Raw genomic sequence first — 19,172 nt, 5'->3', positions numbered from 1 at the left:
ATAAGCCCCTTACTCAGCTTTTTCAGCAGCAGGTTGAATGCGAACGGACATACCATTACGCACACGCTGTAAGCCTTGAGTGATCACTGTGTCATTCTTCTCCAGACCGGAATGAACAATCACACCACCTTCAACCTGACGACCCATCTCGATGTTTCTGCGCTCAGCAACGGGTTCGGCTTCTCCTTCAACTAATACCATCACGAAGTCGCCTTCGAGGTCGGTTTGCACTGCACGACGAGGAATAGTCACAACATCAATAGGTTGTTTTTCACGTAGATCAACGCGAACGTGTTGGCCTGGAAGTAGTTGCTGATTCGGGTTATCAGCAATCGCACGCATCGCGATCGTACCAGTATTAAGGTTGATACGGTTGCCCAAGAAGTCAAGCTGACCTAGATGTTCGAACGCTTCACCGTTCTCAAGCATGATCTGAACTTCAACACCTGCAGAGTCGCTGCTGCCATCGCCTTCGATGCGGTCCATACCCAGCTCAATACGCTCTCGCTCACTGATGCTGAACGATGCGTGGATTGGGTCTAGGCTAACCAAAGTCGTCAGTACACCTGAAGACGGCGAAACCAGATCACCCGTGCTCACTTTGGTATCGCTAATACGGCCAGAGAAAGGCGCGATGATTTTGGTATGAGAAAGCTGAACATTCGCAGCATTAAGCTGTGCTTGGCTTGCTTCAAGCTGTGCTTGAGAACCTAACAAGTTTGCGGTTAATGCATCGAATTCAGATTGAGAGATACTGCCTTTCGGAAGTAGGTTTTTACCACGATTAAAATCAAGCTCAGCTTTTTTAAGGTTCGCGTTCGCTTGAGCAACAGCCGCTTTCGCGCTTGCTACTTCTGCTTCAAATGATGAAGGCTCAATTGAGTAAAGCAATTGCCCCTTCTCGACCATTTGGCCTTCTTTGAAATGGCGGCTTTGCAGGTAGCCAGAAACTTGTGCAGTAATTGCCGTGTCTTCAACGGCTTCAATACGACCGATGTACGACTTACTTTGTTGGTGAGAAACGACGCTAACATCCTGTACAGCTACGAGAGGTAAAGGCGCTTGCTTGGCATTCTGAGCATCTTGCCCACATCCAGCAAGAATAAGAGAGCTTGCAAGAGCCGTAAGGATTAACTTTTTACGCATGGTTATACCGTCACTTATGAGAAATTGAACAGCATAAAAGTTACGTAACACAATTGCTTCAAATGTCCGAGGAATATCAATTATAACTGGCCAAAGTGTATCAATATGTTAATTGAAACCAAGTGCTTATAAAGTGATTACAAACACACTACAATTCCTAAGTAAATCAATCTCTCAGCTTTTGTTCTCTATGGATATTGTCTAACATAATGTATTGTCAGACAGATAAGCATTCACATTTAATTGTTAAGGAATTCTCATGATTTCAAAATGGGCTAAACGTTTCTATCAAATGGCGGAATTGGTCGGTTCTTGGAGTAAAGATCCTTCAACTCAAGTCGGTGCCGTAATCACTAAGCACAACCGCATTGTTTCTGTTGGTTTTAATGGCTACCCACATGGCGTGTCTGATAGTGCGGATACTGATGACAGAGAGATGAAGTACCTCAAGACGCTTCACGCTGAAGAAAATGCGATCTTATTCGCCAAGCGTGATTTGGACAGCTGTGAAATCTGGGTGACTCACTTCCCTTGCCCAAACTGCGCAGCGAAAATCATCCAAACCGGTATTTCTGCGGTTCACTGCCCAGAGCAAAGTGAAGATTTCCTTTCTCGCTGGGGTGACAAGATTAAAGTGAGCCAAGATATGTTTGAACAAGCAGGCGTAAAAGTCGATTGGTTGCCACTGGCTGACCTAGATTAAACGAACAGATAGTTAGAACAAAAAAGCCGAGAGTCGATATTATCGCTCTCGGCTTTCTTTTGTTTGGGGCTCAGCGGACTGCAGGATTAAGCACTGACAGGAAATGCTTCAGCGTATGCCTCCATGAAATCTTTACGAATCTCTTGCTCTAGATGAACCGCCTTCTCGGTTGGACAGAAAATCATAAAATGGACTTCTTGCTCACCTGTCGAACTGCTTGTGATATGGATGTGAGGCTCAGAACCCGGAAGGTCAACACCAGCGTGCTTTTCGATCACACCGTTGTAACGGCGAGCAACATCGATAAACTCTTCGCAATGCTCTTCAATTTTCACAATAAGACCCGGCACCATAGGGTATAGGTTTACAAAGTCTTTCACCGTCACAAAAAAGTTATGATAAACATAGCGCTTCATAAAGTTGAGGTTCTTTACCGGATAGGTGAAGAACATACTATTAGGCAGCGTGGCTGTCTTACCAGTGAAGTGATATTGCCCATGATACAAATCGATTTCTTGAATCACAGTCGCCATCAAATTGTGCTCAATCACCTCACCGCTTATTTTACCCACTTCGATCCAGTCGCCGATTCTAAATGAGCGAGAACTCGCACGCTGAATAGAACCGGTGAAACACAAAATGATCTCTTTTGAAGCCACTACTATCGCAACAGCAATGGCCGTGACAGATAGCGCAAACTCGCTGATTTCGGATTTCCACAACACAAATAACGTTACAACAATAATCGCGAATGTGCCGTTTTTGGTTCGTGACATCCAGTTACGTTGGTCTTCACTAAGGAAAGCAACATCACCTCTTATTTGAGATAAGGTGATTCGGCGAATGATTAATATAAGAGTAATAATCAACGCACTAAAAATAAACTTATGAGCGAGTAGAAAATCAATTACTTGCCACAACTTTTCCATTACTTATTCCTTAGCATTACAACAGTTAGCTTTACAACGGTTAGCTCTACAAGAAAGCCGCTAATATCTTTTCTATGAAAAAGCGCTCAACTCCTGAGCGCTCGTTTACAATCTGGTATTAGCCTAGCTAAGGCTATCATTTTATCTTGGCAGAAGTAATAAATTGACCAAAAGTTTCACACCAAATCACAACCGTATTAAATCGATTAAGATCAGTACCTTCAGGTAGCTCAACCATAAATCGGTCGAATGTTTTTACATCTCCGACTCTCAGTAAATCGCTTTTACTATCATTGAAGGCTTGTTCGGTTTCAATAAACTTAGGCGAGAGGTAAACTTTGTAATCAGGCCCCGGTGCCAGTTCACCTTCAAAAGCTATCGCATTTTCAGAAACCGAGACGATACCTTCTCCCCAATGCAAGAAGTCACTGTCTTGGCGATCTTTACTGAACTCACCCATGTAAATAGCCTGTTGGCTGATCGCTTCAACCGAACTTGAAGACGGAGAATCAGGCTCAATCAAGATAGGTAGTGCATAAACACCAAGCCCAAAACCAACAGCACCCACGGCTAAGTGGGTGCAAAGTAAAACTAACTTTTTCATCGCGTACTCCCTTATGCTTAAAGAGAGTATTATTGAATACTCTCAAAAATACAAAGAGATATAACGCTCTGATGTTCTATTTTTGGTAATGCGTTGCTGTACGTTGTGACAGTTCAACAATCACTTTTACCGCTTGCTCCATGCCTTGAATGGTAATGAACTCATGAATACCGTGGAAGTTGTAACCGCCAGTAAAGATATTCGGACATGGTAGCCCCATGAAAGATAAGCGAGCACCGTCTGTACCACCTCGGATTGGTTTAACCATTGGCTCGACATTGCACTCAATCATCGCCTGCTTGGCCAATTCAATAATATGTTGATGCGGTTCAACCATCTCTTTCATGTTGAAGTAGCTATCGGTTAGCACCAGCTCAACACGGCCTTTCTCAAGGCGCTCATTCAGCTCATCGACTTTCTGCTGCATGAATGCTTTACGCGCTTCTACACCCTCACGTTCAAAATCACGGATGATGTATCCCAGTTCAGAGCGAGCCACACCCATTTCCGCCGATTTCAGGTGGTAGAAGCCTTCATAACCTTCTGTGCACTCTGGTGTTTCTTGCGCAGGCATCATCAATTGGAATTGCGCTGCAATGTTCATCGAGTTCACCATTTTATCTTTTGCGGTGCCCGGGTGAACGTTCACGCCATGACAGATAACATCGGCGCTCGTGGCATTGAAGTTCTCAAATTCCAACTCCCCTACTGGGCCACCATCGATGGTGTACGCCCACTCGGCGCCAAATTTTTCAACGTCAAACAGGTTCGCACCGCGACCAATCTCTTCATCCGGCGTGAAACCAATGCAGATGTCGCCGTGTTTGATGTCTGGATTCGCTTTCAGGTAAGCAATTGCACTGATGATTTCAGCGATGCCCGCTTTGTTGTCGGCACCAAGCAGAGTTGTGCCGTCAGTCGTAATCAGGTCGTGACCATGTAAAGAATCAAGATCTGGATACTGGCTTGGGTTCAAACTCTCGCCACTTTCCCCTAATTCAATCGTTCCACCTCGGTAATCTTTAATCACTTGTGGTTTCACGTTGGCGCCTGATGCGTCAGGAGCGGTATCCATGTGCGCCACAAAGCCAATCGCAGGCACATCGTAATCGACATTCGACGGCAGTTTCGCCATCAAGTATCCATTGTCATCTAAAGACACATCAACTAAGTCTAATGCCACCAATTCTAACTTTAAGGCTTCAGCAAAGGTAATTTGACCCGGTGAACTTGGGCATTGCTGATTAGAAGGATCGGATTTGGTATCAAAAGTAACGTAATTCAGAAAACGTTCTACAAGCTTTTCCATAATTCATCTCACCATGGATTAAGTAATTGATTTACTGACTTAATTATTATGTCGATAAGTGATACATCGTTAAATAAATACGAGCACAGAGTCAGTAGCGAGGGTTTTCATCTTACGCCCCTGACCATGTATGTAATTGCTCTAAATCATTATTGTGCGAAATTAGATGCGCTTCCTATACTTGAAAACAGAGGGTTTCGTCAGTTCAACATTGCATACGGATGATAAGAGATCGCTTTGTACGCATTCTACGCCCTCCGCTCTCAGCCTAACAAAAGTACAAAGTGGATGATGATCACAATTTATCCTTGATGCAGAATCTGTCATACGTTACACGGAGACACAGTTATGACGATTAATAAATATTTCATTTTCTCTCCTCAAGCCTCTGAGGAAACGCTTCGACCAGTATTAACTGAGAAAGAAGTTCAAAGGCAGGAAGCTCTAAGACAGGCGCAGATCCAGGGTGGATTAGACACAAACGCGACCTCGTAACTCAATGAATACCTAGCACTATTAAGACCCCTATAAAAAAGCTCTACGCTCTATCCGGTAGAGCTTTTTTTTATTTTTGATCTGTTCTCCTCTCCCCCACTCCCAAACAAGCTGAACATTAAACCTTCGCTCATTGCTTGTTGTTCTTCACTTCTCGATCACCAATTGGCTCATAGTTTCTCGCGAATGTATTTTCACGCATTGCACACACTAGCTTGCAGCGCTGAGAAATGACTCACTAAACTCCCCGATGCCATACCTTGTCGTGTCATTTTGTGCTAATAATTCATATTCGTTTTCATTCCTCACTCGCCCTCTTTTCAAAACTATAATGCGAGTACCAGAGAACCTAACCACAGGAACCCCGAATTCAATGGAATATTCAAAGCTAGGAAGTAGTCAAATTCCCGTTTCCCGTATCTGTCTTGGCAGCATGACTTGGGGGCTACAAAATACGCAGCAGCAAGCCGACCAACAGATCGAATACGCATTAAGCCAAGGTATTAACTTTATCGATACTGCAGAGATGTACGCGGTTCCACCTTCTCCAGATACCTACGGAAAAACAGAAGCGATCATTGGTAACTGGTTATCGCGTAACCCACAGCGTCGACAAGAGTTGATCATTGCGAGCAAAATTGCCGGGCCAGGGCTTCCTTGGGTTCGAGATGGCGGCCCGATAACGGGTGAAGCGGTGATCGCAGCCGTTGACGCATCATTAAAACGCCTACAAACAGACTATATCGACCTTTACCAACTTCATTGGCCAAATCGTACAACGCCTCACTTTGGTAAGCATTTCCCGAATCACATTCGATTCAGTGATATTGACCGAAAGCAGCATGAAGCTGAGATGTTGGAAATCCTACAAGCACTGGCAAGCTGCATTAAGGCGGGGAAAATTCGCCATGTCGGGCTTTCAGATGATTCTACTTGGGGCATTAACACATACCTCAAGCTGAGCGAGAAACACGATTTGCCACGTATGGTTTCGATTCAGAATGAATTTAGCTTGCTGCACGCAAAAGACTGGCCATATCTGATTGAGAACTGTGTGCATGAAGATGTCGCTTACCTGCCATGGTCACCTTTAGCTGCAGGCATGTTGAGTGGAAAGTACATCGATGGCGCAAGACCGGAAGGCAGCCGTTGGACTTACATGCAACGTAAAGGCATTTTTCGTGATACTGAATCTGCCAATGAAGCGGTTAAAGGCTATGTTGAAGTGGCGAATGCTCACGGGTTCACTCCAAGCCAACTGGCATTGGCTTGGTGTAATCAAGTTGATGGGGTGACGTCCACTATCATTGGTGCAACGACCATGGAGCAGCTAAAAGAGAACGTAGCCGCTTTCAGTAAACCGTTATCAGAAGAGATCCTGACTGATATCAACACAGTCTTTAAGCGCTACCCTGCTCCGTATTAGGCTGTCAGTTCAGCTTAACTTAAGTAAGTAAATCCCATAAGAGCGCGCTATTTAGTGCGCTTTTCTTTTTTAAGTGGATCGCTTTTGCTTTTTATATGGATCGCATTGAGCTATCACGCTTTTGGTTCGCTAACCTTTGCTCTATAATGCGCGGGCTTATATCTAGGATAAAAACATGATTTCAAAAAACCAATTAAAACTCCTTCGTGCTTTGGGTCAAAAGAAACAACGTAAAGCCCACGGCCTGTTTCTAGTTCAAGGTGAAAAGAACGTTCTTGAGCTGTTCAATAGTGACTTAGTCGTGAAGAATGTCTTTGCTACCGCTGATTTCTTATCTGAAAATCATGCTTCACTGATTGAGTTTGATTGTGTTGAAGCCTCGCTGGATGATCTAACCAAAGCGAGCACTTTGGTCAGTAACAACGCAGCGATTGCGGTTGTTGAGATCCCAACGTTTGAACTACCAGAAGCAACAGGACTGATGATTGCGCTTGATGGCGTTTCAGACCCTGGCAACCTAGGTACGATTATTCGCGTAGCAGACTGGTACGGCATCAAGCATATCGTTGCGAGCAGCGATTGCGCAGACCCATACAACCCTAAAACGATCAGCGCGACTATGGGCAGCTTTGGCCGCGTACACGTAAGCCAAACAGACTTACCAGCTTACTTAGAGCAAGCGAACCTACCGGTTTACGGTGCTTTCTTAGAAGGCGAAAGTGTTCATAAGACTGAGTTTACTGCTAACGGCATTTTATTGATGGGCAGTGAGTCTCACGGCATCCGTGAACACGCGGCTAAATACGTGACTGATAAGATTACGATTCCAGCATTCGGCGGCGCAGAGTCTTTGAACGTTGCAATGGCGACAGGCATTATTCTCGACAACATGCGTCGTCAGCACTGCTAGACCTCTAAGCTAACTAGCCAATCGACAGTGTTCAGATATTAAAAAAGGCGTATTGATTAAATCAGTACGCCTTTTTATTTGAGTTCTTTTCAACAATTACTTTTCTAGCATTGCCAACTTATCACACACACCATTCCACTTTTCAGCGTCATCCATTGGTGCTTTTACTTCCGTTTGCACAGGCCAAATCTCAGCGAGCTCTGCGTTCACTTCGATGAAGATCTTTTGATCTTCTGGCAGTTCGTCTTCTTGGAAGATTGCTTGAGCATCACATTCAGGTACACACAAGCCACAATCAATACATTCGACTGGGTTGATTACCATGAAATTTGGGCCTTCATGGAACGCATCTGCGGGGCACACTGCCACACAGTCTGTGTATTTACATTGAATACAATTATCGCCTACGACAAATGCCATGATGCTCTGCTCTATAAGTTAGTCAAAATTGAAGAATGGGGATAATACTCATCCCAAAGCAAAATTCAACATCATACGGCTCTAATATCGTGTCTATTTGCTCCATGTTTCCAAATTAGTATGACAGATAAATCAATTTCTCGTAAAATGCGCGCCATTGTGAGCTTATCGCTTCTTTGAACATCAGCGTTTCCATCAAACTCTGTATTAAGAAACGATCTAGCTAAGACACCTATAAAAACGAGACATCGAAATGATACGTTTAACCGAAATTAAACTCCCACTAGACCATGAAGAGTCTGCTATTCAAGACGCTATTGAAGCGAAACTTGGTATTAACTCTGATCAGGTACTCTCTTTTAATATCTTTAAACGTGGCTACGATGCTCGTAAGAAATCAAAGATCTTACTTATCTACACGCTTGACGTTCTCGTTGAAAACGAAGCTGAGTTGTTAGAACAATTCATTAGCGACCCGCACGTAAAAGTGACTCCTGATATGGAGTACAAGTTTGTTGCTAAAGCGGTTGAGAACCAAACTGAGCGCCCTGTGGTTATCGGTTTTGGCCCATGTGGTCTATTTGCTGGCCTAGTGCTTGCTCAAATGGGTTTCAACCCAATCATCGTTGAGCGTGGTAAAGAAGTTCGTGAGCGTACGAAAGATACCTTTGGTTTCTGGCGTAAGCGTACGCTGAACACAGAATCAAACGTACAGTTTGGTGAAGGCGGCGCAGGTACTTTCTCTGACGGTAAGCTGTACAGCCAAGTTAAAGATCCAAAGCACTACGGCCGTAAAGTAATTGAAGAGTTCGTTGCTGCGGGTGCACCAGAAGAAATTCTATACGTAAGTAAGCCGCACATCGGTACCTTTAAACTGGTTACCATGATCGAAAAGATGCGCGCTTCTATCATTGAACTTGGTGGCGAAATCCGTTTCAGCACTCGTGTTGACGACGTTCATATGGAAGATGGTCAAATCACTGGCCTAACGCTTTCTAACGGTGAAGAGATCAAATCTCGTCACGTGGTATTGGCTGTTGGCCACAGTGCTCGTGACACGTTTGAAATGCTGTACGATCGTGGCGTTTACATGGAAGCGAAGCCTTTCTCTGTTGGTTTCCGTATCGAACACAAGCAATCGATGATCGATGAAGCTCGTTTCGGTAAGAACGCAGGCAACCCAATCCTAGGTGCTGCGGACTACAAACTCGTTCACCACTGTAAGAATGGCCGCACTGTATACAGCTTCTGTATGTGCCCAGGTGGTACTGTGGTTGCTGCAACGTCTGAAGAAGGCCGCGTAGTAACGAACGGCATGAGCCAATACTCTCGTGCAGAACGTAACGCAAACAGCGCAATCGTTGTAGGTATCGACCCAGAGCGTGATTACCCAGGTGACGCACTGGCTGGTATCCGTTTACAACGTGAACTAGAAAGCGGCGCTTATGTTCTTGGTGGTGAAAACTACGATGCACCAGCTCAGAAAATCGGTGACTTCTTGAAAGGTCGCGATCCAAGTGCAATCGGTGAAGTACAACCGTCATTCACGCCGGGTATCCACCTGACTGATATTTCAAAAGCGCTGCCTGATTTTGCTATCGAAGCGATTCGTGAAGCAATCCCAGCGTTCGAGAAGAAGATCAAAGGTTTCTCTACGCCAGACGGCCTACTTACCGGTGTTGAGACACGTACGTCTTCTCCTGTATGCATCAAACGTGGCAAAGACTTCCAAAGCATCAACCTTAAGGGCTTCTTCCCGGCTGGTGAAGGTGCAGGCTACGCAGGCGGTATCCTGTCTGCTGGTATCGACGGCATTAAGGCCGCAGAAGCGCTAGCACTATCAATGGTAGAGCAGAACCAAGCTGAGAAGATTGAGATCGCTTAAGCGCTTTCGATAAAGCAAAGCTAGATCGCGATCAACCAAAACTAAAAATCCAGTGCCTTGTCGACACTGGATTTTTTTATTGCATAAAGGTATCTAAAATTATTTAGTCACGACTTCGGCAGCGTTACTTACAAGTCTCTTTTGACCAATTCACACCATCATTTGAACACTCAAATAAACTTGTCCCATTCTGGTAATAATAACCTTTAGTCCAGTTCCCTTGAGAATATTTAGACGTTATCGTCTGAGTATAATCAAACGGTGTATTTTCAATGAACGCATACTTATGTCGGTTCCAGCTGTCAGAACCATATGAACTGTTGTCATTAAAATCTACCGATAGGTAGTTGAGTGCATCAAAGTCGCTGCGCGACACTCTATCCAATGAATCACCGAGATTAACCCACTCTGGATGTGGTGCGTTATTCTCAAAATTAAATTTCGCTTGTACTTGGGTAAACTGATCTTTGTAGTCACCGACAAGATCTGCCGACAAGGTTTGCATGAATCCAGCACCGACATTTTGACGTGAACAACTGTCCCAATCAGGTTGTTTAGACCAACCACGGTTCAACACACCAAAGGTCGCGAGTGAGTTAGGTAAAATCTGTTGCTTGATGGTCTCTTTCACCGAACATGAATATTCCGTTCCATCACTATCCAATGAGAACCAAGCTTCTTTGTCATATTCCAAACCATTTTTCTTTTGGCTATTACGCTCAATATGCTTATTTAACGCCAGTTCTGTCTGCAAGTCAGCTGAAACTTCATGTTCAATGACAATCAGCTTATCCGCAGTCATCACTGTTTTAACTTTATACCACTTATTAATTTCGTTCTTCTTGAAGTAGTCCCAATGCTGCCAGTAATAGTCAACATAAGCTTGCTGGGCTCTTGGGTTCTCTTTTTGAATCTCTTTCGTCTCTTGATACGACTTTTTAATAGCTGGCATCATTTTCTGCGCCAACTCATAGAGCTCGGTATTTTGATTCTTAACGAAATCACCATACAAGTCCTCTACTGCGATGTTGTATCGGTTCGCAATTCGGAAGTCATGCTCTTTCACATTTTGGATAATGCTATTTTGGGTGTTCACGGCTTGCTTCAAAGCAGAGCAACTGTTTAAACCACCTTTATACAAGTCGGCTTGGATCTCATTCCATAACACGGTCGTAAGTGGCGTAGTCGACTTAATTTCTTGCTCAGAACTCACCGTCATGACTGGCGGAAATATTAACTGATAAGGTTCAGTAATCGGTGAGTTTGGGCTGTCCGCATCAATAGCGCCTACTGGCACATTCACTACGATGGGTGCATAGTCCATACAGTTTGAGTTAGAACCCGTCAAAGATAGCTCATAGCTGCCTTCATGGTCCGTGATGCTGCTAGGCTCACCTTCATCTAATACGCCATTATAATTGATATCTAGAAAAGCGGTCGCCCCGGAAATATACCCGTCAATGGCGACACCTTGTAAGGTTCTCGTTTGAGGAGCAGGAGCACTTGTGTTGCTACCACCGCCTCCTCCGCCACAAGCCGTAAGGCCACCAGCTATAAGTGCGATAGAAATAAGCTTAAGTTTCATTCGATTAGATCCTAATGAAATACATTATCAATGGAATTGTCATTGGGGGGATGACCGGAAATGACTGTGATAGTCATAGCCAGTCATAATAGCGATTGGCATTAGAAAGAAACACGAAAGGGTGATAGCCGATTCGTGCATGTTTTCATTTTGAACAGAAACTAAAAGATGGGGAAATGGGGTTAAAAATGGACTAATTACTTCTCGCTCGAGGCTATCCAAAGCTTATAAAAATCACTATAACCGGTTTGGTTAATCTCTACCCCATGAACCTCAACACTATTAAAAACCTTCTCTTTGCCGTGAAATAACGGACAAAGTAACTTCTGTTGATAAAGCGAATCTTCAATCTCTTTCAACTCGCGCATTGGGTCCTCGCCACTGACAGCAGCTCTAACTCTCTCGCAATGCGCCTTCATCTCAGAATTGTTGAAAATGAACCTGAGACCAGATGAAGCAAGTAGCCAATCGTAAAGACCATACTCTTTTGGCTGTTCGATAACTTCTTCAATAAATAACAAGTCTGCCGACTCACTCATGGAGCTAGGGTCACTGATATTGGTAAGCTCAACAACTTCAATAGCGACACCCGTTTTTACAATCGTTTGTTGCAGCCAGTCCGCCATATCTTGAAGTAAAGGAATCGTCATTCTAGGTCGTGTTAATACAACCGTGCCCGTCAAAATAGGAATGGGATTGCTGGATGTTAATTTACTCGGCGAGAAAGACAGATCATCCGTCACCATATCAGCATCAAACTCTTTACTGCTGGACTTGATAAACGATACCAACCTGTCGAGTTCTTCAGGGGTTATGCCCGAGTTTTCTCTACGATTAACCGCAAGATACGAAAGTGCATTGATTGTGGTTTCTTCTGCTACGCCAGATTGATTAAAACTCAGGGTGTGATCATTCAAACCTTCTATGTCGGTGAGCGTTATCTGTTCTAACAAGGCATTTTGAGCAAAGTAACCTCGGTGACGTTTAAGAACCAAGCACTCTTCGCTCCAATCGTCTAATGAGAAAGCTCCGGTTCCGATATAGGCACTGCGCCCGCTCGAAAAATAAGTACGCTTGCAGCGGTAAATAGACGCGTGTGGGCTAGTCAAAGCATAGAGAAACATTGGGTTTGCGTGTGTCAGCTCAATAGTCAGTTGTTTATCACCCACCACTTGAACATCACTGACCTGATCAAATAAAGACTGTACTGGCCCTTCGATATTTTTTAACTGTAACAAACATTGAGCAACATCTTTGGCCGTTAAAGTTTCACCGTCATGGAATAACACATTCGGTCTCAACCAAAAATGCAGAAATCGCCCTTCCACCTTCCAATGGTGCGCGAGGCTCGCTTGGGGATTTCCCTCATGGCCTTGGACGAGTAACGTATTGTAGAGACTTCTTAAGATGTGATGTTCTGCGGTTCGGTATGTTTTTGCTGGATCAAGGTTATCAACCCACGGATATTGAGTGATCAGTAAATGGTCATGTTGTTGATTGAACAGACTATGTTTTTCAGTCGCTAGCGTCAGTGCCTTTATTGCAGCATCACCATAGCTTTCTAGAAGGCGGGGAATAACGTTAAAACACCCTTGCTCTAACTGAAGCGCTAACACTTGTTCTAATGCTTCGGGAAAGCTGACCAAAATTCTAAACTGGCTAAGCTTCCCTCTTCCTTTGGACGGAATCCAACAAATCCAGCGATATTCCGATAAGCATTTAAGAATGATCGAAGTGTTTCTGCGAGAAGTCGATAGCGAGTGTTCTAGATCATCGATCGTTAGGTGATACTCTTCACCTAATTCATACTTTGCAATAAGCTGCTGAAGTCTACGTAAGTTAGCGTCGTTCAATGGATATCCGAATCAAGCGTCTAGTGGAACGAGAATAGCTGTAACCCAAATGGGAGGTCTATTTACTCATTCAAGTTGGAATATGCTGTATGAAACTGTTGATATAAATAATATCAAGATCCAACTTAATTGATAAACACCTCTTTTAGCAAACAAAATAATCACTGATCGTGCATATTCAGTGGCAAAAATAAGTGGGAGATTAATCCTCCACCGGATTTGCTATTTGCTTTACATTCTTGCCTTATCGTTGTGCTATTGAACCAGTATTATCCAACTAAAGTGTCTATGTTACTAGCGGTACACAAGCAACATGGTAGAATGCCGCCATTAATCTTATCCTTGTATAAGATTGTTAAACCTTTCCATCGCTATTTAGCCAAATCATACCGAGAAACTTATGCCATTTTCCAAGCTTGGATTAAGCTCACCTATTGTTAAAGCCGTTGCAAAACAAGGCTATGAAAAGCCAACCTCTATTCAAGAAAAAGCAATTCCGATTGTTCTTTCTGGTAAGAACCTTATTGCTGCAGCACAAACAGGTACAGGTAAAACTGCGAGCTTTGTTCTCCCTATCTTAGAAATGCTAAGCAAAGGTGAAACGCAGCGTAAAAAACGTATCCGCGCAGTTATCCTGACACCAACGCGTGAGCTGGCAGTTCAGGTTGAACAGAACATCACTAAGTACGCGAAGTTCCTAAACCTAACATCACTAGCGATGTACGGTGGCGTGTCTTACCAACACCAGAAAGATCGTCTTATTGAAGGCGTGGATATTCTTGTGGCAACACCAGGTCGTTTGATCGACATGTACGGACAACGTGCCGTTCACTTTGATGAAGTGGAAGTACTGGTTCTAGATGAAGCTGACCGCATGCTAGACATGGGTTTCATTGAAGACATCAACAAGATCATCGCGCGTCTACCACAAGACATCCAAAACCTGCTGTTCTCGGCAACGCTTTCAACGCCAGTGCGTGCACTAGCGAAAAGTGCAATCAGTGAAGCGGAAGAGATTTCGATTGCCAAGACTGATGCGTCTAAAGCGAACATTGAGCAATGGTTGGTAACGGTAGATAAAGACCGTAAGTCAGCACTATTGAGCCACATGATTACCGAAGGTAACTGGGACCAAGCGCTTATCTTTATCGAAACCAAGCACGGCGCGGCTAAGTTGGTTGCTCAACTTGAGAAACGTGGTATTCAAGCGGAAGCTTTCCACAGTGGACGTAGCCAAGCGATTCGTGAAAAAATCTTGGCTGACTTTAAGAAAGGTCGCCTAAAATACTTAGTCGCGACGGGTGTTGCTGCTCGTGGTATCGATATCGACAACCTAAGCCGCGTAGTGAACTACGACATGCCATTCCCAGCAGATGATTATGTTCACCGTATTGGTCGTACAGGCCGTGCTGATGCATCTGGCGAAGCGATCTCTTTCCTATCAAAAGATAACTTCAAAAACCTGTGCATTATTGAAAAGCGTCTTGGTCACTTGATTGAACGTCGCGTTGTTGAAGGTTTCGAACCACGCAAAGAAGTACCCATTTCAGTATTGAACTTCGTTCCTAAGAAGAAAAGAGAACAGCAACAAGGCTAAGTAATTTCAGCGACAGAAAATGCAAAGTTGCATTAACCAAAAGAAAAGTCGCGTTAGCCAAAATGAAAATAAAACGAAGCCCTATGTGGCTTCGTTTTGTTCTTTGAAATACATATAACGTTGAGGCAATAAGATGATCACTCCTATCGCAACGAGATTAACCCGCGGCCAAGACCTAAAGCTAGAGATCCAGAGGCTAGTGACAGCGCACAATATCTCCGCGGGCTCTATTGCGTCTTGTGTCGGATGTGTTTCTCAACTCAATATTCGCTTAGCTAATGCCAACAACACCAAGCTAGTTCAAGCTCCGTTCGAAATAGTCTCGGTGATGGCAACGCTAACCCCAAACCACCAGCATATTCATATCTCCGTTGCTGATGAGAATGGCAATGTAATTGGTGGGCATTTGCTTGAAGGGACGATTATCGCGACCACGGCTGAATTGATTGTTCACCGCTACGATACCTTGACCTTCAACAGAGAGCATGACGATTCGACGGGTTACACTGAACTTACTATCAGCAATAGCAAATAACTGATTTACCCATAGCAACACCAAACGCCCCATACAAAGCGATACTACCAAACAGCAATTAGGAAACACGATGGCTCCAAACTCCGCAGATTCCGTTATCGTTCTCGATTTCGAAACCACAGGCTTATCACCCAATATGGGCGACCGAGCGATTGAGATCGGTGCGGTAAAACTCGTTAACGGCGAAGTCGTCGACACCTTCCAACAACTCATGAATCCAGGGTTTCGTGTGAGTGGCTTCATTGAAAGCTATACCGGAATCAGTAACCGTATGTTAAGCACTGCGGCCAGTTGCAGCGAAGTGATGGATGAGTTTGCAGACTTTATCCAAGGCAGTCAGCTTGTGGCTCATAATGCCTCGTTTGATAAACGCTTTCTCGACGCAGAATTAGACAATATTGGACGTGATTACAATGGACAGTTTGCATGCTCAATGTTGATTGCTCGTCGGCTAATCCAAGACGCTCCGACCCATAAGTTGGGCGACCTAGTTCGATTCAAGCGCATAGATAACGACGGCACTTTCCACAGAGCATTAGCCGATTCAGAAATGACAGCAAGGTTGTGGTTATTAATGATCGATGAGCTGAAGAGTGACCACGGTATTCAACAACCGAGCTTCCAATTAATGCAGAAAATATCGAAGACAGCCAAAAGTTCGATTCCAAAACTACTGATGAGTAACAGGGGTTAGGTTCCGAAATTCACCTTAAAGTGTGATGACAGGCTAGCTCGACAATAACCGCTAGCCTTTAAAAGGGACGCCCTACTCTTGCAATGACTCCAACGTTCCTTTGAGGCTTTCTAACTCATTCATAAAATACGCCCACTGCTTGTTACTGCTGGTCGCGGCCATATCTACTAAAAACTTGGCTGATGTTTCCATATTTTGGTTAAGCTGCGGCTCAAGTTCAGCAGGATAATAAGCTTCATTGTTTAAAAGCAACTTCATAATAATTGGCTGAGCAATATGTAGGTCGCTCTTCTTTGCCATCAGCGTCGTTAGCTCTTCATAGATGTTGTTTTGATATTGTCGCCAACTGCTATTGGTATTTACCCACTCTTTAGACCAAGCCAAAATAATCTGTTTTTGTTCTTTCGATACTGAACCTAACCACCGTTCTGCACGCTCTTCTATTCTGTTTCGGTATCGCTCTCTCGAATCGTCATCGTTCAACGACAACCTTTCTTCATAATAGTCTTGCTGCTTTTCACGAAAGTTCTTTAAAAACTCCCTGTCTTGCTTAGGGCTAAGCTGCATACTCAAGGCGTAAATATCTGGAGCGAACTTATTGACGATTGTGCGAATATGCTCTTTCGTTTGTTCACTTTGGCCCACAATAAAAGCGGGATTCATATCCGACCGATCTACGTTTTGAATCGCTTCTAATTGCGAGATGTACAGAGGTAGCTGAGTTTCTTTATGCCATTTCTGTAATATATCTAATCGCTCTTCAAGCTCTGATTCTTGGCTATTTGAGAGGGAAACAAAATCTTCTATATAGCTAACGACAAACCAACCTATATTGTTATAGGCGAACTTGGTCCCGCACCCAGTAAATAGAAAACAGATCACTAAAACTAACCACCGGCACTTTCTCATTCTACCCTCTCACGACATTCAACAAAGCCACAAACCGATTAACTCATCCCTTTAAGGTTAGCCCAGTTTTTATAACGCTAATTCTAGCTCTTATAAAAGTAGTCTTAATAAACAGTGGTCGTAAGAACTTTGAGATAAATTGAGACCCAAACTTGCTAATCTAGCTATTTAGGCAAATGATTAAACTAAAAATAATTAATGGCAGTGATGTGACTTGATTTTATTACTCATTTGACGTGATACGAACCCTATAAATGAGTTGGGTTGACGTATTTAAAATGATTGATATTTGGGAGGGAAGCTATGGCCGCTATTCCTGATCATCCAAGCGATTTAGAATATGAGCTTTGTTATTTTGATGATGGTTCAATAACCACAATCACGATATTGGTTCACAATCGACAGGAAGCGATGACTTGGTATCTTAGCGAAGGAAAACATATCAACGATCTTTATTCGATAAGACCCGATGAATAATGCTTTGGTATAGAGGACTAGGTCGATAAACCTAAGATAAGAAACTTAAGTGGCATTTTGTGGAACACCCTTTACTGCAATGCCATTAATTAGCAATGTCGTTAATTAGACATATCGCAGCAAAGGGATTCAGTCTCGAATTACTTCAGGATTCGGGCGCGGAATTGACGACCCTTCATTTTACCTGATTCGATTTTGTTCAGTGCTTTTTTAGCCACAGATCTTTCTACCGCTACGTAAGCACGCATTGCAAACAGATTGATCTTACCTACTGATTTACCATCAATGCCGCCTTGGCCCGTCAGTGCGCCAAGAATATCACCAGCACGAAGCTTAGCTTTCTTACCGCCATCAATTTGGATGGTAACCATGTTTGAGTAGTACGGCTTAGCAATTGGTTTTGCTGGCAGTTCAGATGGCTCGATTGGCATGTCCATGTACTCATCAATTTGAGCAACACGGTACATCTCTTTTTCACTAAAAAAGCTGATCGCTACGCCTTTGCTTCCTGCACGGCCAGTACGACCAATACGGTGTACGTGAACTTCAGGGTCGCGAGACAATTCAAAGTTGAACACAGCATCTAGGTTATCAACATCAAGACCGCGAGCCGCAACGTCTGTCGCCACTAGAATCGAGATGGTTTTGTTTGAGAACTGAACCAAAGCTTGGTCACGTTCACGCTGTTCCATGTCACCATGAAGTTCGATAACACTGAAACCGCGGTGGCTTAGCTCATCGTTTACGTTCTGCACTTCTTTCTTAGTGTTACAGAACACAACCGCAGACTCCGGTTGGTGATGCAACAACAGCAGCTCTAGAGCGTCATCACGAGCTTCAGAACCTTCTAACTTGTAGAAGTGTTGTTGGATGCTTGAGTGATCGTGTGTTGATTCAACCTTCACCATTTCTGGATTGCGCATAATGCGGTCTGCAACAGATTTGATCTGTTTAGGGAAAGTCGCACTGAATAGCAGAGTTTGGCGTTCTTTTGGCGCCGCTTCAATCACAGCATCCAAAGCGTCTTGGAAACCCATCTCTAGCATGCGATCCGCTTCATCTAACACAAGTGTGTTCAGCTCAGACAGGTCAATGCGGCCTTTCTCTAGGTGATCAAGAATACGACCAGGTGTGCCTACAAGAATGTGTGCGCCATGCTCTAGTGAACCAATCTGTGGGCCCATTGGCATACCGCCACATAGTGTCAGCACTTTAATGTTGTGAATACCACGAGCAAGAGTACGAATCTCTTTTGCTACTTGGTCTGCAAGCTCACGAGTCGGACATAACACTAAAGACTGAACACGGAAACGCTTAACGCGTAGGTTCTGCAGCACGCCTAAACCGAAAGCAGCTGTTTTACCTGAACCCGTTTTACCCTGACCGATAACGTCCTTGCCATTTAGGATAGTAGGAAGACTTAACGCTTGGATCGGCGTCATTTCAGTATAACCAAGAGAATCTAACGTATTTAGAAGCTCTGGTTTAAGGGCGATTGAAGAGAATTTTGAAGTGCTCAATGGAAATATCCAACTGGTGAAAAACAGAGTGCATTATGAGTGTTTTTGAAAATTATTCCACCTTAATCACAGTTTTGGAGAAACATGTTAGGCGAACACAAAAAAGCCAGCTTACTTAGCCTGTCTCTTGATCACAAGTCTGGTTAATCAAGAGACTTAGCGAGTTCATACCCTT

17 protein-coding genes are annotated in these 19,172 nt (G+C 43.9%); 8 read left to right on the top strand and 9 right to left on the bottom strand.

Annotated features, from left to right (window positions below; genetic code table 11):
- Positions 1-9: 9 nt before the first annotated feature.
- Positions 10-1,146, bottom strand: a complete 1,137-nt coding sequence (locus AB6E52_RS19190; protein WP_102320732.1) for an efflux RND transporter periplasmic adaptor subunit — start codon at positions 1,144-1,146, stop codon at positions 10-12.
- Positions 1,147-1,405: 259 nt separating this feature from the next.
- On the opposite strand from AB6E52_RS19190, the gene AB6E52_RS19185 reads away from it, so the two are divergent.
- Positions 1,406-1,849: a dCMP deaminase family protein gene (locus AB6E52_RS19185; protein ID WP_017059490.1), complete on the top strand. Its 444-nt coding sequence runs from the start codon at positions 1,406-1,408 to the stop codon at positions 1,847-1,849.
- 86 nt (positions 1,850-1,935) lie between these two features.
- On the opposite strand, the gene AB6E52_RS19180 is transcribed toward AB6E52_RS19185, so the two are convergent.
- The 3 genes from AB6E52_RS19180 to pepT form a co-directional block, all read right to left on the bottom strand.
- Positions 1,936-2,778, bottom strand: a complete 843-nt coding sequence (locus AB6E52_RS19180) for a mechanosensitive ion channel family protein (RefSeq protein ID WP_102320731.1) — start codon at positions 2,776-2,778, stop codon at positions 1,936-1,938.
- A gap of 136 nt (positions 2,779-2,914) precedes the next feature.
- Complete coding sequence (locus AB6E52_RS19175; RefSeq protein WP_102320730.1) at positions 2,915-3,382, bottom strand: DM13 domain-containing protein; 468 nt, start codon at positions 3,380-3,382, stop codon at positions 2,915-2,917.
- Positions 3,383-3,458: 76 nt separating this feature from the next.
- On the bottom strand, positions 3,459-4,691 hold the full coding sequence (pepT, locus tag AB6E52_RS19170; protein ID WP_017059487.1) for a peptidase T: 1,233 nt from the start codon (positions 4,689-4,691) through the stop codon (positions 3,459-3,461).
- Positions 4,692-5,559: 868 nt separating this feature from the next.
- On the opposite strand from pepT, the gene AB6E52_RS19165 reads away from it, so the two are divergent.
- Complete coding sequence (locus AB6E52_RS19165; protein WP_032545660.1) at positions 5,560-6,612, top strand: aldo/keto reductase; 1,053 nt, start codon at positions 5,560-5,562, stop codon at positions 6,610-6,612.
- Positions 6,613-6,787: 175 nt separating this feature from the next.
- On the top strand, positions 6,788-7,522 hold the full coding sequence (locus AB6E52_RS19160; RefSeq protein ID WP_102320729.1) for an RNA methyltransferase: 735 nt from the start codon (positions 6,788-6,790) through the stop codon (positions 7,520-7,522).
- A 96-nt stretch (positions 7,523-7,618) separates the two neighbouring features.
- Here AB6E52_RS19160 and fdxA read toward each other — a convergent pair whose 3' ends face one another.
- The gene (gene fdxA, locus AB6E52_RS19155; RefSeq protein ID WP_017064356.1) at positions 7,619-7,942 is read right to left on the bottom strand and encodes a ferredoxin FdxA; all 324 of its coding nucleotides are present in this window, start codon (positions 7,940-7,942) and stop codon (positions 7,619-7,621) included.
- Between the two features lie 253 nt (positions 7,943-8,195).
- Here fdxA and AB6E52_RS19150 point away from each other — a divergent pair, with 253 nt between their 5' ends.
- On the top strand, positions 8,196-9,827 hold the full coding sequence (locus AB6E52_RS19150; protein ID WP_048606003.1) for an NAD(P)/FAD-dependent oxidoreductase: 1,632 nt from the start codon (positions 8,196-8,198) through the stop codon (positions 9,825-9,827).
- Positions 9,828-9,951: 124 nt separating this feature from the next.
- On the opposite strand, the gene AB6E52_RS19145 is transcribed toward AB6E52_RS19150, so the two are convergent.
- Together AB6E52_RS19145 and AB6E52_RS19140 are read right to left on the bottom strand one after the other, a co-directional pair.
- Positions 9,952-11,412 (bottom strand): hypothetical protein, encoded by a 1,461-nt coding sequence (locus AB6E52_RS19145; RefSeq protein WP_102320728.1) that lies wholly within the window; start codon positions 11,410-11,412, stop codon positions 9,952-9,954.
- Between the two features lie 197 nt (positions 11,413-11,609).
- Positions 11,610-13,265, bottom strand: coding sequence for an ABC transporter substrate-binding protein (locus AB6E52_RS19140; protein ID WP_102320727.1), 1,656 nt, complete (start codon positions 13,263-13,265; stop codon positions 11,610-11,612).
- A gap of 400 nt (positions 13,266-13,665) precedes the next feature.
- Between AB6E52_RS19140 and AB6E52_RS19135 the strand changes: the two genes are divergently transcribed.
- The 3 genes from AB6E52_RS19135 (at position 13,666) to AB6E52_RS19125 (ending at position 16,091) form a co-directional block, all read left to right on the top strand.
- Positions 13,666-14,862 carry a DEAD/DEAH box helicase gene (locus AB6E52_RS19135; protein ID WP_102320726.1) on the top strand — a complete coding sequence of 399 codons (1,197 nt, stop codon included), beginning with the start codon at positions 13,666-13,668 and terminating at the stop codon, positions 14,860-14,862.
- Positions 14,863-14,995: 133 nt separating this feature from the next.
- Positions 14,996-15,397: a PPC domain-containing DNA-binding protein gene (locus AB6E52_RS19130; protein WP_017059481.1), complete on the top strand. Its 402-nt coding sequence runs from the start codon at positions 14,996-14,998 to the stop codon at positions 15,395-15,397.
- 70 nt (positions 15,398-15,467) lie between these two features.
- Complete coding sequence (locus AB6E52_RS19125; RefSeq protein ID WP_102320725.1) at positions 15,468-16,091, top strand: PolC-type DNA polymerase III; 624 nt, start codon at positions 15,468-15,470, stop codon at positions 16,089-16,091.
- A 72-nt stretch (positions 16,092-16,163) separates the two neighbouring features.
- Here the strand turns inward: AB6E52_RS19125 and AB6E52_RS19120 are convergent, their stop codons facing one another.
- Positions 16,164-17,000, bottom strand: coding sequence for a DUF6279 family lipoprotein (locus AB6E52_RS19120; protein ID WP_102320724.1), 837 nt, complete (start codon positions 16,998-17,000; stop codon positions 16,164-16,166).
- Positions 17,001-17,303: 303 nt separating this feature from the next.
- Between AB6E52_RS19120 and AB6E52_RS19115 the strand changes: the two genes are divergently transcribed.
- The gene (locus AB6E52_RS19115) at positions 17,304-17,477 is read left to right on the top strand and encodes a hypothetical protein (RefSeq protein ID WP_017064349.1); all 174 of its coding nucleotides are present in this window, start codon (positions 17,304-17,306) and stop codon (positions 17,475-17,477) included.
- 140 nt (positions 17,478-17,617) lie between these two features.
- Here the strand turns inward: AB6E52_RS19115 and dbpA are convergent, their stop codons facing one another.
- Positions 17,618-18,997, bottom strand: a complete 1,380-nt coding sequence (dbpA, locus tag AB6E52_RS19110) for an ATP-dependent RNA helicase DbpA (protein WP_017064348.1) — start codon at positions 18,995-18,997, stop codon at positions 17,618-17,620.
- Between the last annotated feature and the right edge of the window lie 175 nt (positions 18,998-19,172).

Source organism: Vibrio sp. 10N.247.311.13, assembly GCF_041467595.1.
GTDB classification, from domain to species: Bacteria; Pseudomonadota; Gammaproteobacteria; order Enterobacterales; family Vibrionaceae; genus Vibrio; species Vibrio crassostreae_C.
The sequence above is the reverse complement of the archived record's forward strand: the minus strand, read 5'-3'. Positions and strand labels throughout refer to the sequence as shown.